Here is a 23,192-nt window from a genome sequence, read left to right as displayed (position 1 = left end):
CGATCAGCATGAGGTGCTTTGCTGACGCCCCTGTCAGCATGCGCGAACGGCAGGTTTCGGGCAGACGCCTCGGGGCCGGCTATGACCTAGATGAGGCGCGATGCAGCCACGATGTTGCCTATTGCGAAATCTGATCTGGCATCGGAATGGCGACGGAGCGAGCGCATAGGTGCGTTGCCTTGGCTGAGGCCCTTGAGGGAGCCTGTGCTACCAAGACGATGCCGGTTCTCCTTTCCACTGAGCCCTCCAGCGATCGAAATGTGGAAGAAGCGCGGGGGGGAGGCTGGAGACAAACGCATTGTCCATCGGGTAATGAGGCATGGCTTCCGCGACGGCGTCGAGTAGCAGCATGCCCTGCTTCTCATCCTTGGGCCGCTTGAGCGGATTCCGACCAGCCTTCTCCGCCATCCAGAGCTTGTGCAACGCGAAATAGCGTGGGTCGGGGGCTACGATCCGTGCGGGCGCGTTGTTACGGGCGATGACGACATGGTCGACCTGTCGCCCCAGCAGTAGCCATTCCTGCTCGGGGAGCGCGATCGGCCTAGGCTGATCCTTGCGGAACATCCCGTCAATCGTGCTGGGAGCGGCCAGGATCTCGACCTCATATGCCTTGGCATTGCGTGCCTGAAACTGGCGCTCGGTATTGACGCTATAGGTCCGATCGACAGCCTTCAGCATCATCCAGATCGACGATATCTCGTCAGCGGGGGGCTCGGCGGTCCACGCGAGGTCAAAGTCTAGCGTTTCCTCCGGAACGTCGCGGATCGCGCCGCCCGCTTCGATATGATAGGCGGGCATTGCGTTCGTGCCGACCACCATGAGGTGGCTGCCGAGAAGCTGGCGTCGATCGGCCTCGCGCAGGATTTTTCCTGCTTCCGGATCGATCATCGGTAAATGGAGCGAGCGATAGATGCGCGCGCGCTCGGCGAGCATCGTTCGGCTGGCCTCTATGCGCGCTTTGACCTCTTCCTTGTCGCTCTTGTAGGCATCGAATTGCGCCTGCTTCTCGTCGTCCAGCCGACCGAGGCTCTTCATATTGCCTTCCCGATCGGTGAGCTCATAGAGATAAGCGTTTCCGGACACCTCCTTGATCCGCAGATTATATGGCATTTCGGCGAGTGCGCGCTCGGAGTCGCGCCATACCTCATATTGCTGGCGAATGTTGATCAGGTTTCGCGCCTGTTCATCGCTGAACGGAGTGACAGCTTTCATATTACCCTGCTTTCTCTGCTTTCCTCTATATGCAGGGTAAACCGCCATTTTACAAGAAATTGCCCTGTATCAGTAGATTCTTACCGAAAAGCAGGGCAAATCCTCATTGGCTCTCTATATGTTTCCCGCTTAGAAGAGTGAGCGGCGGCTCGCGGAATGATTGCGCCGAGTTTTGTGCCGGGCGCGGCGGCGAACCATCATAACCTTGTTCTGTGGCGATGGGGGCCGGAACTGCCGCACCGGGTCATCGTCTATGATCCGAGCGGACGCCTCCCGAGAATCAGCTTAGCTGGCCGCAGATTGGGCAGTGACGAGCCGTATCGGTCCGCCATCCTGACTTCTGCATGAGATAGCCCTTCGCATTGCGTCGTGCTGCATCATCGCGCGCCATAACCGTCCTATGCGATTTTTCCCGTCCGGCTGATTTTCGGGGTTCGGAAGGCGACGCCGTGTCGCTGGGAGAATCCCTTGACGCCCACCAAACTTCTTGTCGGTCAAATCCTTGTCGTGTTCGCGATCGTCATTGCGGGCGTGTGGGCCGCGACGCAATGGTGCGCGGGGCAGCTCGGCTATCAGCCGCAACTCGGCCCGGCCTGGTTCATGGCTGGAGACACACCGGTCTATCGTCCGTGGGCGCTCTTCCCATGGTGGTATCATTATGAAGCCTACGCGCCGGAGATATTCGACAAGGCCGGCATGCTCGCAGGGACGAGCGGCTTTTTCGGTTGCGCGACCGCCATCGCTGGATCGCTCTGGCGCGCGCGCCAGTCGCGCCATGTCACCACATATGGTTCGGCCCGCTGGGCAACCCCGCGCGAAATCGGCAAGGTCGGCCTGCTCGATGACGCAGGCGTATTCCTCGGCCGCCAGCGTGGACGATATTTGCGCCACGATGGACCGGAGCATGTCATGGCGTTCGCGCCGACCCGCTCGGGCAAAGGCGTCGGCCTCGTCATTCCGACGCTGCTGAGCTGGACCGGTTCGACCGTCATCCACGACATCAAGGGCGAGAACTGGCAGCTCACCGCCGGCTGGCGGGCACGCTTCGGCTATGTCCTCCTGTTCAACCCCACCGATCCGCGGTCCGCTAAATACAACCCGCTGTTGGAGGTCAGGAAGGGCGCGAACGAGGTCCGCGATGTTCAGAATATCGCCGACATATTGGTCGATCCGGAAGGAGCGCTCGAGAGGCGAAGCCACTGGGAAAAACCAGCCACAGCCTGCTGGTTGGAGCGATCCTTCACATCCTCTATGCCGAGGAAGAAAAGACGCTCGCCCGCGTCGCGACCTTCCTGTCCGATCCCCGGCGGCCGTTCGTCACGACACTGCGCCGGATGATGACCACCAATCACCGTGGCACGAAAGACGAGAAGCTCGACGCCGACCCGGCGCAGGGGCGCAAACATCAGCTTCTGATGATGCTCGACGAGTTCCCGGCCCTCGGGAGGCTCGATTTCTTCGAGACGAGCCTTGCCTTCATGGCGGGCTACGGCGTGCGCGCCTTCCTGATCGCGCAAAGCCTCAACCAGATCGAGAAGGCTTATGGCGAGCATAATAGCATCCTCGATAACTGCCACGTCCGCGTCGCCTTCGCTACGAATGACGAGCGCACGGCGAAGCGGATTTCCGATGCTCTGGGTGTCGCGACCGAACAGCGCGCGATGCGCAACTATGCCGGGCATCGCCTCGCGCCCTGGCTCGCGCATATCATGGTCAGCCGGCAGGAGACCGCGCGTCCGCTGTTGACGCAGGGTGAGGTGATGCAGCTTCCGCCTGCCGATGAACTCGTGCTGATATCGGGAATGGCTCCGATCCGGGCGACGAAGCTGCGCTACTTCAAGGATCGTAATTTCCGCGCGCGCCTCGCGCCGCCGCCCGCGCTTTGCGATGGGGATTATCCCGATCGGCCGAAGGGGCGCCCTGACGACTGGAACGGACTGGTTCGCGCTCCGGATCGCAGGCTCGGCAAGGCGGATGAAGAATCCGGTGCCGATGAGGATGGCGGCTTGCAGCAGCAGCGGCATCCTTCGCTCGACGAAAAGCCGCCGCAGGCGGAGCCTGCGAAGCAACTCGAACAGCCTGATCTCGAACGCGACGACCCCGACGCGGCGGCCGACAAGCGCGTCAACCTGCCGGTCGAGGGCGGCACCGCCATCAATCTGTTCGAATGGAATCTGCCGCGCCTGTCGGTCGATATCGATCTTACCTATCTGCCGAACCATGATCGCAAGGATTCAACATGTCCGCCGTGAGCAGGAATCGCACAACTCGCGACATAAATTAGCGAAATGCGCAAGGCACGAAGCCGTTGCTTGGCAGGGCGGAACGGCCTTATGCCGGACCGGCAGCGGGATTCGCCTTCTTGAGCGCGGCCGCTGCTGTGGATGTCAGCATGAACAGCCGATCAGTGTGCATCGGAAACGGGATAAACCCGAGCGATTGATAGAAGTCAGACGCTGCGCCGCTCTTAGCTTCAACCACTATGGCAAAAACGGCTAGATCTTGGGCGACATTGACGATCCGATGCAGCGCGTCGGCTATCAGAATCTCGCCGATCCCTTTGCCTCGCGATTGTTCGTGTCGGGCAAGTCGGCCGATTAAAGCGGCTGGGATGTGATCGTAGCGAGGAAGCTTCGCGGCGACATCATGCGGCACTTCGTCCAACGAAAGGGTGAACGCGCTTAAGCTGTAGAAGCCGACAATCTGGGAATCGTCGTCGAGTGCGACAAAGACGCGCGCGATGTTCCGGCGTTCATCTTGTCCCGCGCGTTTCTGGAACCACTCGCCAAGCTCGACCTCGCCGCAGCGAAAGTGCGAACGGTCATGGCGCTTGGCGAGCGGCTCGAAGGTGAGAGGCAAGCAGGATCAACCGACGACAGATTTATGGCGCTCAAATGCCTTGATCAGTCCATCGGCTGGCGCAGGCGGGGTGACGACCGCTTTCAGGAAGGCGTCGGCATCGGCTTGCGAAAGTCTCATGCGCTCATGTTCATCGAGCACGCGGCGCGCACCCTCATAAGCAAGATCGCCAGCCGTCATGCCGCTTACAGCCATCGCCCGCTTGATGAGCGCTTTGGCAGACGCCGCCACGCGCAACTCCATCCGCTCGCGCTTGGTTTCACGGGATGAAACGGACACCATCAGAAATTCCTTTCGCGTGGTCATATACGGCATTTTGCCGTGCAACGCAATGTCGTGTAAAATGGCTTATCGATCAAAAATTGTTGGATACGTGATCGATAAAGCGACACTCTATCGATCATACCGCGTTGCCACACGTAGGGGACTATGACCGGCTATGCCGTGCCAGTCGCAATGGTTGATTCGGCCTTTTCGATTCCGACTTTCCCGCCTTCACAATCCCTCAATTCGATTCCCATTTTTATGAAAAATGAGTGATGGTATGCATGTTGGTAAATGCAATTGAGGCAGAGATAATATCGAATATTAACAATTACTTAGATTGCCTCTTTGGCTCCCGCTACCTCCAACTTTCTCGTCCCCTGCTGTCGCTGTGTGTCCGGACGACCCCCAGCAGGCCGAACGACAGGGTATTTTCCACCAAAGGGCCGATGCCCGCGCGCGCGCAATGCCGTGAAAGCGGGAGCTTTGGCAAATCCCTGGCAAGCGTTCATATGGATTGGGGATGGGTCGATCAGCCGACTCGCACCGGCTCAAGGGGGAAGAAGATCATGCCGCGTTCCACACTCGGACCCTTCGCCGCGCTTCTGGCGGCGGCGTCGCTTGCGGCGCTTGCCGGGTGCGGCGGAGGTGGCGCACCGCAAGCGAAGGAGGTGGCCGCCGCCGGCGCGCGCGCATGCCCCCGCATCGCCGACACGCCAGTCCGGCTCGCGGGCGGGACGTTCGATATGGGCGAAGAGGATGTCTATGACGAGGAGGGACCGGTGCGGACCACTACCGTCGGCGGCTTCTGGATCGACCCGCACGAAGTGACCAATCGCCAGTTCGCCGCCTTCGTGAAAGCGGCGCATTATGTGACGGTCGCCGAGAATCCGGTCGATGCCAAACAGTTCAACGTGCCCGCCGACCAGATCCCGCCCGACATGCTGAAACCCGGATCGGCGGTGTTCACCCCACCCGATTTCCCGTCGAACCGCTACACCGACTGGTGGAAATATGTCCCCGGCGCGAACTGGAAGAAACCCTATGGTCCGGGCGGCCCCGACGCGGTGCCGAACGAGCCCGTCGTCCACCTCGCCTGGGACGATATGGTCGCCTATGCCCAATGGGCGGGCGGGCGCATCCCGACCGAGGCCGAGTGGGAATATGCCGCGAGCGCGGGACAGCGGTCGAAGAATATCCAGCCCGAAGAGGCGAACAGCTGGCAGGGCGCCTTCCCCAATTACAATGCCGAAACCGACGGCTTCAAGGGCGTCGCGCCGGTCGGCTGCTACAAGCCCAACGCCAACGGCCTTTACGACATGGTCGGCAATGTGTGGGAGGTGACCTCCGACTTTTTCCGCCCCGGCCACGACCCGAAGGACAGCAAGGATCCCAAAGGCCCCGACGAAGGATCGGCCTATGATCCGTTCAGCCCCGACACGCCGTCGCGCACGGTGAAGGGCGGCAGCTATCTTTGCGCGCCCAATTATTGCCAGCGCTATCGCCCCGCCTCGCGCCAGGGCCGCGACCCCGGAATGGGGACAAGCAATGTCGGTTTCCGCCTCGTCTATGACAGGCCGCCTGCGGCTGGTTAGCGCGTGATCATTTTTGATGGAATCGTCATCCCGGCGAAGGCTGGGATCTCGCCGTATCGGCCTATCGCTCCGGTGAGATCCCAGCCTTCGCCGGGATGACGAAAGGAGTGAAGCCGGAATCATCCGCCTCAGGACGGTTCGACGAGCCCCCCGCCGAGCGCGACGTAAAGCGTGACCAGATTGTCGACCTGCGCGCGGCGCAACTCGATCAGCGCCTGTTCGGACGCGAACAAATTGCGCTCGGCGTCGAGCACTTCGAGATAGGTCGACACCCCCTCGCGATAGCGCTTGCGCGCCAGGTCGGCGATGCGCCGCTGCGCCAGCGTTCCGCGTTCCTGCGCCTCGACCTGTTCGGCAAGGTGGCGGCGCCCGGCGAGCGCGTCGGCGACTTCGCGGAACGCCGACTGGACGGTCTTTTCATAGGTCGCGACCGCGATATTCTCACGCGCTTCGGCAACGGTCAGATTGCCCTTGTTGCGCCCGAAGTCGAAGATCGGCAGGCTGATCGTCGGGCCAAAGCTCCAGCTCAGGCCGTTGTTGCCGAACAGGCTGTCGAGCGACGAGGAGGCAAAGCCGATATTCCCCGTCAACGAGATCGACGGGAAGAAGGCTGCGCGCGCCGCGCCGACATTGGCGCGCGCGGCGCGAAGCTGTTCCTCGGCCTGCAATATGTCGGGCCGCGCCACCAGCAGATCGGACGGCAGTCCCGCGGTCAGCGCGGGCGGGCGCGACTGATCGACGAGCGGCAGCGGCGCGGGCAGATCGGCGGGAACCGGCCCACCGACGAGAACGGCAAGGAAATTGTCGGCCTGCGCCTTCGCCAGCTTCAGGCTCGCAAGCTGGGTCTCGGCCTGCGTCAGCAGCGTTTCGGACTGGCGATAGTCGAGCGCCGAGGTCACCCCGGCATCGAGCCGCAGCTTGGCGATGCGCAGCCCCTCGCGCCGGCTCGTCACCGTTGCTTCGGCCAGGACGATCTGCTCCTCCGCCCCGCGCGAGGCGAAATAGGCCGAGGCGACGTCGCGGATCAGCGACAGGCGAAACGCCCGCGCGGCCTGCTGGGTCGCGAAATACTGGCTGCGCGCCGCTTCCGACAGATTCTTCACCCGCCCCCAGAAATCGAGTTCGAAGCCGGTGACCCCGACGCCGACCGAATAGCGGTTCGCCGTGTCGGGGCCGGGCGGCGTCGACAGCGCCGAAAAGGCGCGGCTGCGCGTCGCGTCGGCGCTCGCCCCGACGGTCGGCAGGCGGTCGGCGTCCTGGATGCGATATTGCCCCCTCGCCTCTTCGATCCGCGCCACCGCGATCGCGAGGTCGCGGTTGCGATCGAGCGCGCGCGCGACGAGCGCCTCGAGCTGCGGGTCGGCGAAGAAATCGTGCCACGAAATCTCGGTCGCGCGCTGGCCGAGCGTCACGTCATTCGCGAAACCCTCGGGATAATCGGGCGCGGTCGGCAGCGGCGGGCGGGTCTGCGGCGGCGCGAGATTGACGCACCCCGACAGCATCGTCGCCGCGGCTAGGAGCAGGATCGGCTTACGCATGGTTCGGCTCCTCCTCATGATGGCTTTTCTCGGATGGCGCCGGGGGTCGCTTGCGGCTGATCCACTTGCGCACCGCCAGATAGAAAAGCGGGATGAAGAAGATGCCGAGCAGGGTCGCGGCGATCATCCCCCCCATCACCCCGGTGCCGACGGCGCGGCGGCTCGCCGCCCCCGCGCCGCTCGCGATCACCAGCGGCACCATGCCGAGGATGAAGGCCAGGCTGGTCATGATGATCGGGCGCAGGCGCAGCTTCACCGCCTCCATCACCGCGTCGAGCGTCGACTTGCCCTCGGCCTCCTGCTCGATCGCGAATTCGACGATCAGGATCGCATTCTTGGCGGCAAGGCCGATGATCGTGATCAACCCGACGTTGAAATAAATGTCGGCATTGAGCCCGCGCAGCATCGAAAAGAGCACCGCGCCAAGCACGCCGAGCGGCACGACGAGCAGCACCGACACCGGCACCGACCAGCTTTCGTACAGCGCCGCGAGCAGCAGGAAGACGACGACGAGCGACAGCCCCAGCAACATGCCGATCTGCCCCGCCGACTGTTTCTCCTCATAAGAGATGCCGGTCCATTCATAGGCAAAGCCGGCGGGCAGCGCCTGCGCCAGCCGCTCCATCTCCGCCATCGCCTCGCCGGTCGACTGGCCGGGCGCGGGTTCGCCCGAAATCGTCATCGCCGGATAGCCATTATAACGCTGAAGCTGCGGCGCCTGCGCGCTCCATTCGGCGGTGCTGAACGATCCGAACGGCACCATCTCGCCCGCCGCGCTCCGTACCTTGAGGTCGAGCACGTCCTGCGGCGTCATCCGGCTCGCGGCGTCGGCCTGGAGCAGCACGCGCAGCACGCGGCCCTCGCGGGTGAAGTCGTTGGCGTAAGCGCTGCCAAAGCTGATCGCGAGCGTCGCGTTGACGTCCCCGATCGACAGGCCGAGCGCGCGCGCCTTGATGCGGTCGATATCGACCTTCAGCACCGGCGCATCCTCCTGCCCTTCGGGTCGGACGTTGGCGAGCGTCTTGCTCTGCATCGCGCCGCCGAGCATCTGGTTGCGCGCCGCGAGCAGGGCGTCGCGGCCGCCGCCGCCGCGATCCTGCAGCTTGAAGGTGAAACCGCTCGACGTGCCGAGTTCGGGAATCGAGGGTGGACTCAGCGAAAAGACGAACGCCTCCTTGATGCCCATGAACGCGCCCATCGCCTTGCCGGCGATCGCGTCGGCGCTGTTTTCCTTGCCGCGGCGTTCCTTCCACGGCTTCAGCGGCGTGAACATGATCGCGTTCGCCTGCCCCTGGCCGAAAAAGCTGAACCCGCGCACGAACACGGTGTTCTCGACCTGCGGCTGTTCGGCGAAGAATTTCTTGACCTGGTTCGCGGCGATATCGGTGCGTTGCGTCGTCGCGCCCGGCGGCGCCTGCACGACGGTGATCAGAAAGCCCTGATCCTCCTGCGGCAGGAACGATCCCGGCAGGCGGAAAAAGAGCAAGGCGGTGATCCCGACCAGCGCCAGAAAGACGCCGAGCCAGCGCAGCGGCGCCGACAGCATATGGCCGACCCGCCCCTGATAACGGTCGGTCGTGCGTCCGAACCAGCGGTTGAAACCGTCGAAGAAGCGATCGACGCGCTCGCCGATCGGTCCGGCGCGCTTCACCGTGTCGTGCGGCTTGAGCAAGGTCGCGCACAGCGCGGGCGTCAGCGTCAGCGCCAGCAGGGCCGAAAAGCCGATCGAGATCGCCAGCGTCAGCGAGAATTGGCGATAGATGCCCCCCGTCGATCCGGGGAAGAAGGCCATCGGGATGAACACCGCGATCAGCACCAGCGTGATGCCGACAATCGCCGAGGTGATCTGGCTCATCGCCTTCACCGTCGCTTCATAGGGCGACAGATGCTCCTCGCTCATGATGCGCTCGACATTCTCGATCACGACGATCGCGTCGTCGACGAGGATGCCGATCGCAAGCACCATGCCGAACAGCGTCAGCACGTTGATCGAAAAGCCCGCCATCCAGAGGCCAAGGCACGCGCCGGCCAGCGCGATCGGGACGACCACCGTCGGAATTACCGTCGCGCGCCAGTTCTGGAGGAACAGGAACATGACGAGGAAGACGAGCACCATCGCCTCGGCGAGCGTCTTGACCACTTCCTCGATCGACAGGCTGATGAAGGGGGTGGTGTCATAGGGGATCGACCAGGTGACGTCGGGCGGGAAGCCCTTCGACAACTCGTCCATCCGGTCGCGAATGCCCGCGGCGGTCGACAGGGCGTTCGCGCCGGGGGTGAGCTGGACCGCGAGCCCCGCCATCGGCTTGCCATTGAGTTCGGACGAAAAGAGATAGCTTGCGGCGCCGAGTTCGACGCGGCCGACATCGCCCAGCGTCACCGCCGACCCGTCGGCGTTGGCGCGCAGGATGATGCTTTCGAACTGCTCGGGCTTGGTGAAGCGGCCCTGGGTCGTGATCACCGCGTTGATCTGTGCGCCCTTGGCGAGCGGCTGGTCGCCGAGCTGGCCGCCCGGGGTCTGGCTATTCTGTTCCTGCACCGCGCCGAGCGCTTCGGCCGCCGACAAATGATAGGAGGCGAGCTTTTGCGGATCGAGCCAGATGCGCATGGCATATTCGGGCGCAAAGGCCTGGACGTTGCCGACCCCGTTCACGCGCCGCAGTTCGTCGAGCACGCGCGTGTTCGCGAAATTGTTGATCTCCATCGGGTCGGTCTTGCCGCTCTTCGAGGTGATCGCGACGATCAGCAGGAACCCCGAATTGGCCTCGGTGACCGAAATGCCCTGGCGCCGCACATCCTCGGGCAATCGCTGCTCGACGCGGCGGAGGCGGTTCTGGACCTCCATTTGCGCATTGTCGATGTTGGTCCCCGCCTCGAAGGTCAGGGTGATCGAAGCAGTGCCGTTCGATTCGCTGGTCGAGGCCATGTAGAGGAAGCCCTCGACCCCGTTCAGCTCCTGCTCGATCACCTGGGTGACATTCTGCTCGAGCGTCCCGGCGTCGGCGCCGGGATAGGTGACGCTGATCGTCAGCGACGGCGGCGCGACCGACGGATATTGCTCGACCGGCAGGCTGCGCAGCGCGATGATGCCCGCGAGCAGGATGCCGATGGCGATGACCCATGAAAAAATGGGCCGGTCGATGAAGAAACGGGGGGTCATGCTATCGCTTTCAGCGCTTGGTCGTCGCGGTCTTGGGCGGCGCCGTCCTGGCCGCCGGGGGCCGGGTCGTGGCGGTTCCCGCGACCTTCACCGTCTGCCCCGGCTGGACCTTTTGCAGGCCATCGACGATCACGCGGTCGCCGGGCCGCAGCCCCTCGACGATCGCCCATTGCCCCAATTGCATCTCGCCCAGCTTCACCGGGCGCAGCGTCGCGACATTCTTGGCATCGAGGATCATCACCGTCGCCGCATCGGCCGACAGCTTGACCGCGCGCTGCGGGATCAGCATGCCGTTGGGCCGCACCCCCGCCTTGATGCGCGCGCGCACGAATTGCCCCGGCAACAGCGCGTTGCTGGTGTTCGGAAATTCGGCGCGCAGCGCCGCCGTGCCGGTCGCCTCGTCGATCGACAGGTCGAAGAAGTCGAGGTGCCCGACCACCGGATAGGGCGTGCCGTCCTCGAGGATCAGCTGGACCTCGACCCGGCCTACCGGCGGGAATTCCAGCCGTCCCGATTCCATGTCGCGGCGGATCGCCATCAGGTCGGAACTCGACTGGCCGAAATTGACATAGACGCGGTCGATCTGCTCGATCGTCGTCAGCAAAGTGCCCTGCGCGGCGCTGACCAGCGCCCCCTCGGTCACCTCGGCGCGCCGCGCGCGGCCGCCGATCGGCGCGGTGACGGTCGCATAGCCCAGGCTGAGCCGCGCCGAATCGAGATTCGCCTGCGCCGACTGGACGTCGGCCTCGGCGGTGCGCTGCGCCGCGACGGCGGCGTCATATTCCTGCTTGCCGATCGCCTGTTCGGACAGGAGCGGCTGATAGCGGTTCACCACCTGCCGCGCGTTCGCCGCCGTCGCCTGCGCGCGGGCAAGCTGCGCGCGCGCGGCGTTGACGTTGGCGGTCAGTTGCCGGGGGTCGATGCGGAACAGCGCCTTGCCCGCGGCGACATAGCTGCCCTCCTCGAACAGGCGCCGTTCGACGATGCCATCGACGCGCGCGCGCACTTCGGCGGTGCGATAGGCCTGGACGCGGCCGGGCAGTTCGATGACGTTCGGCACCGCCTGGGTGCCAACCGTCACGATATTGACCTCGGGCGGCGGTGGCGCGGGCGGCGCCTCGGACGAGCAGGAAGCGAGCGCGAGTGCCAGCGCAGCGCAGGCGGCGCTTGCCACGGGACGAAGGCGAATCATAAGAACCCCTGGAAAATCGATGTTTGCTGAACGTGGAACGGGCTTGAACCGTTGCATTGAATCGCCATGTAATGTAAATTACAGCAAAGAGCAAGGGAGAGAAGAAGCGTTGGACAAGTGCGAATCAGCCCCGTGCCGGATGGACGGACCCAGCCCGCGCGAACGGCGGCACGAAGCGATTCTCGATGCGGCCGAGGCGCTGTTCATCGAACAGGGCTATGACCGGACGAGCCTCGCCGAAATCGTCCGGCGCTCGGGCGGTTCGCTCGCGACGCTCTATGAATTGTTCGGCAACAAGCAGGGGCTGCTCCATGCCATCGCGATTCGCTGGCGCGACGAAACGATGCTCGAACGCATGGAGCGCGCGCCCGACGACACGCGGGCCAATATCGATGTCCTGATGGGCTATGTGGCGCGCGAATGCGAATTCCGGCGGTCGCCGCGCGCGATTGCGCTGATCCGGATGCTCGTTTCGGAATGCCTGCGCGACCGCGATTTCGCGGTGCAAACCTACCGCGACCTCCACATACCCGCGATCGAAGAACTTTCCGAGCTTTTCGCCTGCTGGACGACGGCGGGCAAGGCCGAGATCGACGACGCGGAGGCGGCCGCCCATCTCTTCATGTCGATCCTGACCGGCGATTCGCTGCTCAGCACGCTGGCCGGGGTCGAAGCGGGCATCCTCGACGAAGCGCAGGTCCGCTGGCGGCTCCAGCCCTTCATCAGCCATTTCAAGATCGTCTAGGGCCGATCGACATTCAGAAGATGGCGAGTCGAAAATGGCGGTTTTTCGCGACCCGGAGCGCAGCGTGCTGTCTGCACGTGAGCACCGGAAGCGCGGAAAGTCGCCATTTGCAGGCCGCCAGAGCTGAATGTCGATCGGCCCTATATGTCGGCCCCGCCCCCCAGCGCCTGATAGAGCGCGACATAAGCGGTCAGCCGGTCGGCGCGAAGCTGGATCAGCGCCAGGTCGACCGCGAGCAGCGCGCGCTGCGCGTCGATCTGTTCGAGATAGGGCGAATAGCCGGCGCGATAACGGTTGGTCGCGTGGCGCAGCACTTCGGCGACGGCGCTATGCTGCGCGAGCAGCGCCTGTTCCTGCACGCCGAGCCGGTCGATCAACGCAAGCTGGTCCTCGACTTCGCGGAACGCGGTGAGCACCGCCTTGCGATAGGCGAAGGCCGCCTGGTCGCGCTGCGCGGTCGCGGCGTCATATTGCCCCTGCAGCCGCCCGCCCTGAAAGATCGGCGCCAATATGCTGCCGCCGATCGACCAGATGCTGATCGGATCGCCGAGCAAGTCCGACGCCACCGCCCCCGCCGAGGCCGAAAGCCGGATCTGCGGCAGGAACCCTGCCCGCGCGGCGCGCAGATTGGCGTCGGTCGCGGCGAGCGCATATTCGGCCTGCGCGATATCGGGCCGGCGGCGGACGAGGTCTGACGGCAGCACGGCGGGCACCGCCGGCGTCGCGAGCGCATCGAAGCTCGCCCCGCGCGCGATCGCGTGGGGCGTGTCGCCGACGAGCAGCGACAGCGCATTTTCCTGCCGCGCGATCGCCGCCTCGATCGCGGGGATCTGCTGTTCGGCGGCGCGATATTCGGCTTCCGACTGACGCAGTTCGAGTTGGGAGGTATAGCCCGCCTCGGCCCGGTCGCGCGCGATGCGCAGCGCTTCGCCGCGCGAAACCAGCGTCTGCTTCAACAGCCCGCGCCGCGCGTCGAGCGCCAGCAGCGTGATATAGCCGCTCGCCGCGGCCGCGCTGACCGATAGCGTCGCCGCTTCGCGCGCCGCCGCGACCGCCGCGGCATTGGCCCGCGCGGCATCGCGCCGCGCCGCATTGCCGCCGAACAGGTCGATTTCATACGCCGCCTGAAAGCCCGGCTGCTCCGAAACGCTCTCGCTCGGCTGACCAAAGGCGTTGACCGTCCGCGCGTCCGATCCGGACAGGCTCGCCGACAGCGTGGGCAGCAGCAGCGCGCGCGCGACACGCTCCTGCGCCCGCGCCTCGGCGACACGCGCCGCGGCGATCGCTAGGTCGCTGTTGTTCGCGCGCGCCTGCTCGACCAGCGCGGTAAGCTCGGGATCGCCGAAGCGTCCCCACCAGGCGGCGTCGATCGCGCCCTCGGCGGGCAACGCCGTGCGCCAGTCGGCGGGCGGCGCGACGGCGCTCCCCGCCGGGCGCGGCGTCAGCCCCGGCACGCAGGCGCCGAGGAGCAGCGGCAGCAGCAGCGCGGCGCGTCTCATCGCCCGCCATCCGTACCGGCGCCGTCCGTATCAACCGTGGCGACGACCGACATGCCCGGCCCCAGCCGCGCCGCGAGCTTCTGCCCCGGATCGATGCGGATGCGCACCGCGATCCGCTGCGGCACCTTCACGAAATTGCCCGATCCGGTGTCGGGCTTGATGACGCTGAACTCGCTGCCCGCCGCGGGCGCGACGCTTTCGACCGTTCCTCTCAGCTCGGCGCCGCCGAGCGCGTCGACCCGCATCCGCGCCGCCTGCCCGACGCGGATGTTCGCGGTCTGCGCTTCCTTGAAATTGGCGACCACCCAATGGGTTTGCGGCACCAGATACATAAGCTGGGTGCCTGGATTGACGAGCTGCCCGACGCGCACCGACACTTCGCTGAGGCGGCCCGAGCGCGGCGCGCGAACCTCCGTCCGGCGCAGGTCGATCACCGCGAGCCCGCTCGCGGCCTTGGCATTTTCCACCCCCGCTTCGAGCCCGCTGCGCCCGACGGTGACCGAGCGCACCTGCTCGACCGCGATCTGGCGCTGCGCCGCGGCCTGGCGCACCGCCGCCTCGGCCTGGCGGAGCGCGGCGAGCGTCTGGTCGCGCTCGCGCAGCGACACCGATCCCGCATCGACCAGTTCGTTGACGCGGCGCATGTCGGCCTGCGCGCGCTGAAGCTGCGCCTGTGCGTTGGCGACGGCGGCATCCTGCAACCGCACCTGCGCTTCGGCCGAGCGCTGGCTCTGCTGGCTGTTGCTAAGGCTCGCGGTCTGCGCCGCGATATTCGCCGCGCCCTGCGCGGCGCGCTGGCGATAGATGCTGTCGTCGATCCGCACCAGCACCTGCCCCGCAGCGACATGCTCGAAATCCTGCACCAGCACTTCGGTCACATAGCCGCCGACCTGCGGCGCGATGATCGTCGTCTGGCCGCGGATATAGGCATTGTCGGTGGTCTGGCTGTCGGGCCGGAAGGGCGGCAGGCCCCAAGCATAGAGAATGGCAAGCGCCCCGGCGAGGATGATCGCGCCGAACAGGATGATCCGGCCGCGCGACTGCGGCGGCCGCCAGCCCGCGGGTGGCGGGCCGATCTGATCATCGGGCGACCCCTTATGCGCTTCGGGCGCAGGCTCTTCAGCAGGGGGCGGTGCGGGCGCCTTGCGAGCGACCTCGGGCGTTTCCGGCTGCGGCGTGTCGGACTTGTCGTCGCTCATTGGTTTTGCGCCCTCATTTTCTGCAATGCTTCCAGTTCCTTCGCCAGCGGGTTGTGTCCGCGCCGCCGGTTGTAGGCCCAGCGCACGAACAGCGGCACGAATGCCAGCGCCGCGAAGGCGCCGATGACGAAGAAGACGTCGTTGAACGCCAGGATCGTCGCCTCGCGCGCCGCCTCGCGCACCACCTGCGACCCCGCGACCGCGCTGCGCAGCGCCGGGTCGGTCATGTCGCCGGTCAACGCGCCGGCCAGGCTGTTGAGTCCCTGCGCGACCGCGGGATTGTTGGTCGAGATGCTCTGCCCCAGCGTCATCAGATGCGCCTTGGTGCGCAGGGTATGAAAGGCCGACAGCGCCGCGACCCCGGCAAGGCCGCCGAGCGTCTGCGACAGGCTGAACACCCCGACGAAGCTGACGAGATAGGACGGCCCCTTGGTCAGCGCGCGGAGCAGCCCCTCCATCATCATCGGCCCCATGAAATAGACCGCGGCAAAGGCGATCGCCGCCTGCGAGAAATAGAGGTTCACCGGCCCGGTGCGCAGCCCCGAATGGGTATCGAGAAAGGCGCCGACCGCGATCACCGCGAGCGACACCAGCACCGGGCGGCGCAGGTCGGTGGGGTCGAGCCGCAGGATCGCGAGGATCGCCCCCGCGAGCGTCGCGCCGGTCAGCACCCAATAATAGGTGACGAGCTGGTCGTTGATGAGGCCGGTCGCCGCCAGCAGCCCCGATGCGCCGAAATTCTGTTCGGAGGTCAGCACGCGCACCAGCGCGCCGACCAGCGCGAACTGGACGAGCGCCGCGCTCCCCATCCAGCGCGTCTGGAGCATCGGGTTCTGGCGGTTGTGCTCGATCAGGAACGCCGCGCCGATCAGCACCACCGACGCCGCGAGCGCGCCGCCGAGCCACGGGGTCGACCACCACTGGATCCGCCCCTGCACCAGAAAGGCGCAGAGCAGTCCGACCCCGACCGCCAGCATCGGAAAGGTCAGCATGTCGAGCTTTTCAAAGGATTTGATCGTCTCGCCCGGCGGCACCTGCAACAGAAAGACCAGCCCGACGGCGACGAGCGACAGCGCGAACTGGAAATGGAACAGATGCGCCACGTCGCCGTCGAACAGCAGCAGCGGCGAGATCGCGCGCGCAAAGGGCACCGCGACCTGAGTCAGGCCGATTGCGAGCAGGAACCCGGCGATGCGCCTTTCCGCCGGCAGGCCCTGCATCAGGTAAAAGGCCGCGAGCGTGGTGAGGCCGCTCGCCGCGATCCCCGCCACACCGCGCGCGATCAGCTCCATCCGGTATCCGGCGTCGAAGAGCTGGAGGAAATTCGCCATCAGCAGCGCGATGATGACCACGCGCACGAAACGCTGGATGCCGAACTGCTGGCGCGATTTATAGAGCAGGATGCTCATGCACGCATTCGTCATATTATAGGCGACGGTCACCCAGCCGGCCTCGGCCGGGGTCAGGTCCATATGCCCCTGCAAACCCGTCAGGTTCGCGATCAGCAGGCCGTTCGTCATGCCGCCGATGATCGCCAGATAGACGCCGATCAGGAAATAGCCGAGCTTGCGCCCCGCCGGATGATCGGGCGACGCGGGCGAGCCCGGCATGAACGGCCGCTCGTGCGGCTTGAAGACATAGTCTTGCGCCGCGGCGGCGCTCGGGGACGCCTCAGCCATGCGATTCGTCCTTTGCCCCAACGCCGTTTTGTCGCGCGGTTTGCAGGATCGGACCCATGAGCATCGCCGCGGCACAATATGCGCGGGCGCGGCGCGCGAAAACCTTTTTCGCTACCCGTCCCTCAGGCCGCCCCTCAGGCTGCTGCCTCGCCCGCCGCCGTGGTGGCAAGGTCGCTGCGCGCATGGCGCAGGACGTCGAGCCCGCCCCAGATCGCGAGCCCCGCCATGATCGCCGCAACCAGCAGGTCGGGCCAACCCTGTCCCGTACCGAACACGCCGAGTGCCGCGGCCATCACCGCCAAATTGCCGATCGCGTCATTGCGCGAGCAGACCCAGACCGACCGCATGTTCGCGTCGCCGGTGCGATAGCGATAGAGCATCAGCGCAACGACGACGTTCGCGACCAGCGCCGCCGCGCCGATGATCCCCATCGTCTCCGCCTCGGGCGCGCTGCCGGCGAAAAAGCCCCAGACCGCCGAGGCCAAGACCCAGAGCCCAAAGGCAAGCATCGTCGCGGCCTTGAGCAACGCCGCGCGCGCCCGCCAGGCGATCGCCATGCCGGCGACGCCCAGGCTGATCGCATAATTCGCACTGTCGCCCAGAAAGTCGAGCGCATCGGCCTGCAACGCGCGCGAATCCGCGGCGACGCCCGCGGCAATCTCCACCGCGAACATCGCGGCGTTGACGATCAGCGCGATCCACAGCACGCGCCGCCATCTGGGGTCATTGAGCGCGGTCTTGCCGCTTTTCCCCGCACAACATTGATCGGCCATCGCCGCAGCCTCCTTCTCATCGGGTGGGCTTTCCGGCGAAAGCGTCCCGCTTGGTTCTTCGAGTCGGCGTCCTATATGCAGCCTGTAGCAACTACAGGGTCAAGCGATGAAGATCGGCGAATTGTCGCGTGCCACCGGCACGAATATCGAAACCATCCGCTATTATGAGCGGATCGGCCTGCTGCCCCCGCCCGCGCGCACCGGGGCCAATTACCGCGATTATGGCGCCGAACACCGCTCGCGCCTCAGTTTCGTGCGCCATTCGCGCGACCTGGGCTTCACGATCGAGGAAGTCCGTTCGCTGCTCGACCTGTCCGATCATCCCGACCGCGACTGCGCCGACGCCGACCGCATCGCGACCGCGCACCTTGACCAGGTCGAGGAAAAGATCGCGCAACTGTCGGCGCTCCGCGACGAACTCGCCCGCATCGTCGGCCGCTGCCGCGGCGGCCTGGCGGGCGACTGCCGCGTCATCGAGGCGCTGGGGGATCACGGGCAATGCGAGGGCGCGCATTAAACCTCCCTCGTCATTCCCGCGAAAGCGGGAATCCAGCGAGCGATCAACGCAACTGGGTTCCCGCTTTCGCGGGAATGACGAGGGAGAATATGGGGAAAGGTGGGACGATTCTGTTGCCCGGCTCGTCCCCAGCCGCTGGTATCCGATTCTGTTGCCCGGTTCGGTCCGAACCGCGTTCTATTTGAATAACCTTAGGCCGTGAGGCTTATCGGTTACGCAGCCAGAGCGAGTGCTTCGTTATCGTTAGCACCTATTGGTTTTGAGCCTTGAACGGGTTACTCAGCCCGGGCAAAAATATCGTCTTTGAACACACGTCGATCCTGGTTCGGCCCCGTCAGAAGCCCACCTTTCCTTGCGGATCGGCGGGATTGTGGTGGAGCCGCCGGGTACTGCCCCCGGGTCCGCTGTGTCTATTCCACGACACCATTTATCACCATAGCCGGTCGAAACCGGCACCCCCTATATAGGAAACCCGCCCGCGCTTGGAAAGAGCGCAGGCGGGCGTTCGTCCTGAATCGGCCCCGGCCCGCTCTCGCGTCGGCCGGAAACCCCTATTTTTTCCGCAATTCGTCGCGGATTTCGGTGAGGATATCGACCTCGCTCGGCCCCGCCGGGGCATCGGCGGCCCGGCGCGTCACGCGGTTCACCATCTTGACCAGCAGGAAGATGATCCACGCCAGGATCAGGAAGTTGATCAACGCGGTGATGAAGGCGCCATAACCGACCATCGCGACGCCGGCTTTCTTGAGCGCGACATAATCGGTCGCGGCGATCCCGTCGGGAATGCTGCCGAGCAGGATGAACTTGCTCGAAAAATCGACGCCGCCGAACAGCCAGCCGACGATCGGCATGATCAGGTCCTCGGTCAGCGAACCGGTGATCGTTGCAAAGGCGCCGCCGATGATGACACCGACCGCGAGGTCCATGACATTACCCTTGGCGATAAATTCCTTGAATTCGTTCAGCATCTTGTTGCTCCCCGGATGATCTTTTCCGTATCGGGAAAATGCGCCGGTGATTGCACAAAGGCAAGCACGATCCTATTATGTGTATTGTTGCGGCAAAACGCCGCGCGAGGGAGCTAGATGACCATGTCCTATCGTTCTGCCCGTCTGCTGATCGTGCCGGTTGCCGCGCTGTCGCTGTCCGCCTGCGGCATCAACAGCGTTCCCACCAAGGAAGAGGCCGCAAAGGCCAAGTGGGCGAATGTCGAGGCCGCCTATCAGCGGCGCGCCGACTTGATCCCCAACCTTGTCGAAACCGCGAAGGGCGCGGCGAAGATCGAACAGGCGACGCTCGAGGGCGTGATCCAGGCGCGCGCCTCGGCGACGCAGGTCAAGCTCAGCACCGACGACCTCGAAGATCCGGCGAAAGTCCAGGCCTTCCAGCAGGCGCAGGGCAATGTGTCGAGCGCGCTCGGCCGCCTGCTCGTCACGGTCGAAAAATATCCCGAACTCAAGAGCCAGGCGCGCTTCGCCGACCTGATGACCCAGCTCGAAGGGACCGAGAACCGGATCAATATCTCGATCCAGGATTATAACGGCGCGGTGCAGGACTATAACACGACGATCCGCACCTTCCCCGACATCATCGGCGCCAAGATCGTTCACGGCGCCAAGCCGATGACGCCGTACAAGGCGGTCAGCCCCAATGCGAACGTCGCGCCAAAGGTCGACTTCGGTCAATAAGGTGCGCGCAGCCGCCCTTGCCGCTCCGCTCGCGATCCTGTCGATCGCGGGCGGCTGCAAGGCGGCGCCGGGGCCGGTCGCCGCGAAGGAAACGGCGGCGTGCGACGGCGTCCCCCACATGGCGCTCGCGGGCCGCGTGACCGACGCGGCCGACATCTTGAGCGGCGAGGAGGAAACGCGCCTGTCCGATCGCCTCGCTCGTTACGAAGCACGGACGCAGCATCAGATGGTCGTCGCGACGACGCCCAGCCTGAACGGCGCGCGCGTCGATAATTTCGGAACCTGCCTCGCCAATCGCTGGAAGATCGGGCGCAAGGATCAGGACGACGGCATCCTCCTCCTCGTCGCGCCGAACGAACGGCTCGCGCGCATCGCCACGGGCATCGGCATGGAAAAAATATTGACCGACGACAAGGCATTGGCCGTCATTCATCAGATGATGCCGCAGTTCAGACAGGGCGATTATGCGGGCGGCCTGTCGACCGGTGTCGATGCCATCGCCGCCCAGACCGGAGATACGCCATGAGACCGCTTCTGCTCGGCTGGGCGCTGGGCCTTTCGCTGCTCGCGGTCCCCGCGGCCGCACAGAATTTTCCCAAGCGGACCACCGAACCCGTGGTCGACCAGGCCGACATCATCCCCGCCGACAAGGAGGCCGAGCTCAACCAGCAGCTCGAAAAGCTCAACAAGGATAGCGGCCATCAGTTCGTCGTCGCGACGGTGAACAGCCTCGAAGGCCATGATATCGCCGACTATGGCTACAAGCTCGGCCGCGCGTGGGGGATCGGCAGCAAGGACAATAACGACGGCGTGGTCTTCCTGATCGCGCCGAACGAGCGGCGGATGAACATCTCGGTCGGCTATGGCCTCGAACCCGTGCTCACCGACGCCTTGTCGGGCCGCATCATCCGCGACGTCGTCACGCCGAAGTTCAAGGCCGGCGACATGCCCGGCGGCATCCAGGACGGCGTCGACGCGATCGCCGAACAGATCCAGCTCCCGCCCGAAGAGGCTGCGGCGCGCGCCGCCGCCGCCGACAAGGCCGCGCGCGACCGCGCCGACGACGGCGATTTCGGCGGGCTGTTCTTCATCGGCTTCATCGTCTTTTTCTTCTTCATCCTGCCGATGCTCACCGCCTTCGGGCGGCGCGGCAAGAAGCATCGCCGCCATCGCCCATGGGGCGCCGCGCCGATCATCATCTGGGGCGACAACGACTGGGGCGGTGGCGGCGGCGGTTCCTCATGGGGCGGCGGCGGATCGAGCTGGGGAGGCGGCGGAGGCTTTGGCGGCTTTTCGGGCGGCGGCGGCAGCTTCGGCGGCGGCGGCGCTTCGGGCGGCTGGTAGGGGAACGGGACCATGAAAGTCAGCCATGTCAGCGCCGCCGACCACGACCGCGTCACTGCGGCCGTCGCCGCGGCCGAAGCCGATACGAGCGGCGAGATCGTCACCGTCATCGCGGCGCAGTCGAACGATTATGACGATGTCGCGCTCGTCTGGGCGAGCGTCATCGCCTTTCTCGCCATGTCGATCGTCGCGCTGGCCCCCGATTTCTACCAGGGCCTCTATTACCGGCTCACCGGCGGCTGGGGACACGAACTGACCGCCAACCAGTGGCTCGGGACGGTGATCGCGATCGGCGTCCTCAAATGGATCGGCGTGTGGCTGATCCTGCTCTGGCGCCCGCTGCGCCTGTGGCTCACCCCGCGCGCGATCCTCGCGGCGCGCGTCCGCGCCCGCGCGATCGACCTGTTCAAGGTCGGCACCGAGGCAAAGACGCTGGGACGCACCGGCGTACTCCTTTACGTCAGCCTGCGCGAGCATCGCGCCGACATCGTCGCCGACGAAGCGATCGCGGCAAAGGTCGCGCCCGAAGTCTGGGGCGACGCCATGGCCGCGCTGGTCGATCTCGTCCGCAAGGGCCAGCCCGGCGCGGGCATGGCCGAGGCGGTGCGCCAGATGGGCGCCGTGCTGACCGAACATTTCCCGCGCGGCAGCGAAAATCCGAACGAACTGCCCGATCGGCTGATCGAACTTTAGAGGAAGACCATGCCCCTACCCTCCCCCGACACCCCGGTCGAGACGCGGTGGGAAGGCCGTTTCATCACGGTCAAACAGCAAGGCACATGGGAATATGTCTCGCGCTCGCGCGGCATCCATGCGGCGGTGATCCTCGCGATCGACGACGCGGCCGACGGGCGCCACATCCTCCTGGTCGAGCAATATCGCGTGCCGCTCAAGGTCCGCTGCCTCGAACTTCCCGCCGGTCTCGTCGGCGACGACCATGCGGGCGAAGCGTCGGAAATCGCGGCGCGGCGCGAACTGGAGGAAGAGACCGGCTATCGCGCCGCCGACTGGCGCACCGTCGGCGAATTCTTCAGCTCGCCGGGCATGGTCAGCGAAAGCTTCACCCTGCTCGTCGCCAAGCGGCTGACCAGGGTCAGCGACGGCGGCGGGGTCGATGGCGAGGATATCACCGTCCACCGCGTGCCGCTGACCGGGATCGAGGATTTCATCGCGGCGAAGCGCGCCGAAGGCTGCGGCATCGACGTGCGCGTGGCGCTGCTGCTGGCGGGTGGGTTGCTGGCCGAATAGCATCTGCCGGCCGACACCGGCCGTCGGCCCCGGCCTCTACCGCCCCCCAAAGCGCCAGCGGAGCAGCGGCCGGGCCAGCAGCAGCCCCGCCAGAAATCCGCCGACATGCGCCCAGATCGCGACCGCGCCGAACCCGCCGCCACCCGCGAAACCGAGCGCGAGTTGCAGCCCGATCCACGCCGCGGCGAGCCAGAGCGCGCGCACCCAATGCGCCGGGATCGGCCCGATCGCCGACGTCTGCGTGCGACTGAAGATCAGCGCGAACACCGCGAGCAGCGCCGAGATCGCGCCGCTCGCCCCGATCATCGGCACGGCGGACCCCGGATCGGCAAGATATTGCGCGAGCGCGCCGGCATAGGCGCCGACGAGCAGCAGCACCGCCATCGCCTTGGCCCCCAGCGGCGCCTCGAGCTGGCGACCGATGAACAGCAGCATGACCATGTTGAAGATCAGGTGCAGCCAGCCGCCATGCAGAAAGGTCGAGCTGAGCGGCGTCAGCACGAACGGCACCATCGCGCCGGGCGGCAGGATCAGCTCGGTCCCGAACCGCGCCGGGACGAACCCCGCGCGGACGATCGCCTCGCCCTGAAAGCCGGTGATCTGGAGCAGAACGAACAGAATGACGCAGGCAAGCGCATAGCCTGTGACCAGCGGCGCGTCCTGCGGCTTCATCGCCTTGC

Annotated in this window: 20 protein-coding genes, 1 other RNA gene and 1 pseudogene; 9 read left to right on the top strand and 13 right to left on the bottom strand. The window is 65.5% G+C overall.

What is annotated here, in order from left to right:
• Positions 1–207: 207 nt before the first annotated feature.
• Complete coding sequence (locus CVO77_RS18425; protein ID WP_158258126.1) at positions 208–1,212, bottom strand: GSU2403 family nucleotidyltransferase fold protein; 1,005 nt, start codon at positions 1,210–1,212, stop codon at positions 208–210.
• Positions 1,213–1,680: 468 nt separating this feature from the next.
• On the opposite strand from CVO77_RS18425, the pseudogene CVO77_RS18415 reads away from it, so the two are divergent.
• Positions 1,681–3,464, top strand: a pseudogene (locus tag CVO77_RS18415) (type IV secretory system conjugative DNA transfer family protein).
• A gap of 79 nt (positions 3,465–3,543) precedes the next feature.
• Here the strand turns inward: CVO77_RS18415 and CVO77_RS18410 are convergent.
• Both CVO77_RS18410 and CVO77_RS18405 read right to left on the bottom strand, forming a co-directional pair.
• Positions 3,544–4,071 (bottom strand): GNAT family N-acetyltransferase, encoded by a 528-nt coding sequence (locus tag CVO77_RS18410; protein ID WP_106000315.1) that lies wholly within the window; start codon positions 4,069–4,071, stop codon positions 3,544–3,546.
• Between the two features lie 6 nt (positions 4,072–4,077).
• Complete coding sequence (locus CVO77_RS18405; RefSeq protein ID WP_197709650.1) at positions 4,078–4,377, bottom strand: type II toxin-antitoxin system TacA family antitoxin; 300 nt, start codon at positions 4,375–4,377, stop codon at positions 4,078–4,080.
• Between the two features lie 527 nt (positions 4,378–4,904).
• Here CVO77_RS18405 and CVO77_RS18400 point away from each other — a divergent pair.
• Entirely contained in the window at positions 4,905–5,930 is a 1,026-nt protein-coding gene (locus CVO77_RS18400) for a formylglycine-generating enzyme family protein (RefSeq protein ID WP_106000943.1), read from the top strand.
• A gap of 128 nt (positions 5,931–6,058) precedes the next feature.
• Here CVO77_RS18400 and CVO77_RS18395 read toward each other — a convergent pair whose 3' ends face one another.
• From CVO77_RS18395 to CVO77_RS18385, 3 genes are read right to left on the bottom strand one after another with little or no spacing between them, the layout of a single operon-like run.
• Entirely contained in the window at positions 6,059–7,468 is a 1,410-nt protein-coding gene (locus CVO77_RS18395) for an efflux transporter outer membrane subunit (protein ID WP_106000314.1), read from the bottom strand.
• Positions 7,461–10,628: an efflux RND transporter permease subunit gene (locus tag CVO77_RS18390; RefSeq protein ID WP_106000313.1), complete on the bottom strand. Its 3,168-nt coding sequence runs from the start codon at positions 10,626–10,628 to the stop codon at positions 7,461–7,463. The genes CVO77_RS18395 and CVO77_RS18390 overlap by 8 nt, the downstream gene beginning before the upstream one ends.
• 10 nt (positions 10,629–10,638) lie before the next feature.
• Complete coding sequence (locus tag CVO77_RS18385; protein ID WP_106000312.1) at positions 10,639–11,820, bottom strand: efflux RND transporter periplasmic adaptor subunit; 1,182 nt, start codon at positions 11,818–11,820, stop codon at positions 10,639–10,641.
• 139 nt (positions 11,821–11,959) lie between these two features.
• On the opposite strand from CVO77_RS18385, the gene CVO77_RS18380 reads away from it, so the two are divergent.
• Positions 11,960–12,565 carry a TetR/AcrR family transcriptional regulator gene (locus tag CVO77_RS18380; protein ID WP_158258125.1) on the top strand — a complete coding sequence of 202 codons (606 nt, stop codon included), beginning with the start codon at positions 11,960–11,962 and terminating at the stop codon, positions 12,563–12,565.
• A 140-nt stretch (positions 12,566–12,705) separates the two neighbouring features.
• Here CVO77_RS18380 and CVO77_RS18375 read toward each other — a convergent pair whose 3' ends face one another.
• From CVO77_RS18375 to CVO77_RS18360, 4 genes are all read right to left on the bottom strand, one after another.
• A complete protein-coding gene (locus tag CVO77_RS18375) occupies positions 12,706–14,064 on the bottom strand; it encodes an efflux transporter outer membrane subunit (RefSeq protein WP_106000310.1) in 1,359 nt (452 codons plus the stop codon).
• The gene (locus CVO77_RS18370) at positions 14,061–15,263 is read right to left on the bottom strand and encodes an HlyD family secretion protein (protein ID WP_106000309.1); all 1,203 of its coding nucleotides are present in this window, start codon (positions 15,261–15,263) and stop codon (positions 14,061–14,063) included. The genes CVO77_RS18375 and CVO77_RS18370 overlap by 4 nt, the downstream gene beginning before the upstream one ends.
• On the bottom strand, positions 15,260–16,942 hold the full coding sequence (locus CVO77_RS18365) for an MFS transporter (RefSeq protein ID WP_106000308.1): 1,683 nt from the start codon (positions 16,940–16,942) through the stop codon (positions 15,260–15,262). The genes CVO77_RS18370 and CVO77_RS18365 overlap by 4 nt, the downstream gene beginning before the upstream one ends.
• Before the next feature lie 134 nt (positions 16,943–17,076).
• Positions 17,077–17,715 (bottom strand): cation efflux transmembrane domain-containing protein, encoded by a 639-nt coding sequence (locus CVO77_RS18360; protein WP_106000307.1) that lies wholly within the window; start codon positions 17,713–17,715, stop codon positions 17,077–17,079.
• A 106-nt stretch (positions 17,716–17,821) separates the two neighbouring features.
• On the opposite strand from CVO77_RS18360, the gene CVO77_RS18355 reads away from it, so the two are divergent.
• The gene (locus tag CVO77_RS18355) at positions 17,822–18,232 is read left to right on the top strand and encodes a MerR family transcriptional regulator (RefSeq protein ID WP_106000306.1); all 411 of its coding nucleotides are present in this window, start codon (positions 17,822–17,824) and stop codon (positions 18,230–18,232) included.
• A 137-nt stretch (positions 18,233–18,369) separates the two neighbouring features.
• Here CVO77_RS18355 and ssrA read toward each other — a convergent pair.
• Together ssrA and mscL are read right to left on the bottom strand one after the other, a co-directional pair.
• Positions 18,370–18,725: a transfer-messenger RNA gene (gene ssrA, locus CVO77_RS18350) on the bottom strand.
• Between the two features lie 58 nt (positions 18,726–18,783).
• Entirely contained in the window at positions 18,784–19,200 is a 417-nt protein-coding gene (gene mscL / locus CVO77_RS18345) for a large conductance mechanosensitive channel protein MscL (protein WP_106000305.1), read from the bottom strand.
• Positions 19,201–19,317: 117 nt separating this feature from the next.
• On the opposite strand from mscL, the gene CVO77_RS18340 reads away from it, so the two are divergent.
• Genes CVO77_RS18340 through CVO77_RS18320 form a run of 5 tightly spaced genes read left to right on the top strand, consistent with a single transcriptional unit; the run spans position 19,318 to position 22,512 of the window.
• The gene (locus CVO77_RS18340; protein ID WP_106000304.1) at positions 19,318–19,920 is read left to right on the top strand and encodes a LemA family protein; all 603 of its coding nucleotides are present in this window, start codon (positions 19,318–19,320) and stop codon (positions 19,918–19,920) included.
• Position 19,921: 1 nt separating this feature from the next.
• Positions 19,922–20,446: a TPM domain-containing protein gene (locus CVO77_RS18335; RefSeq protein WP_158258124.1), complete on the top strand. Its 525-nt coding sequence runs from the start codon at positions 19,922–19,924 to the stop codon at positions 20,444–20,446.
• Positions 20,443–21,264: a TPM domain-containing protein gene (locus CVO77_RS18330; protein ID WP_106000302.1), complete on the top strand. Its 822-nt coding sequence runs from the start codon at positions 20,443–20,445 to the stop codon at positions 21,262–21,264. The genes CVO77_RS18335 and CVO77_RS18330 overlap by 4 nt, the downstream gene beginning before the upstream one ends.
• 12 nt (positions 21,265–21,276) lie before the next feature.
• Positions 21,277–21,957: a TPM domain-containing protein gene (locus tag CVO77_RS18325; RefSeq protein ID WP_106000301.1), complete on the top strand. Its 681-nt coding sequence runs from the start codon at positions 21,277–21,279 to the stop codon at positions 21,955–21,957.
• A gap of 9 nt (positions 21,958–21,966) precedes the next feature.
• Entirely contained in the window at positions 21,967–22,512 is a 546-nt protein-coding gene (locus CVO77_RS18320) for an NUDIX hydrolase (RefSeq protein WP_106000300.1), read from the top strand.
• 36 nt (positions 22,513–22,548) lie between these two features.
• Here the strand turns inward: CVO77_RS18320 and CVO77_RS18315 are convergent, their stop codons facing one another.
• Entirely contained in the window at positions 22,549–23,184 is a 636-nt protein-coding gene (locus CVO77_RS18315; protein WP_106000299.1) for a rhomboid family intramembrane serine protease, read from the bottom strand.
• Positions 23,185–23,192: the final 8 nt, after the last annotated feature.

The organism is Sphingopyxis lindanitolerans (genome assembly GCF_002993885.1).
Classification (GTDB): Bacteria; Pseudomonadota; Alphaproteobacteria; order Sphingomonadales; family Sphingomonadaceae; genus Sphingopyxis; species Sphingopyxis lindanitolerans.
This window is presented reverse-complemented; position numbering and strand designations above follow the sequence as displayed.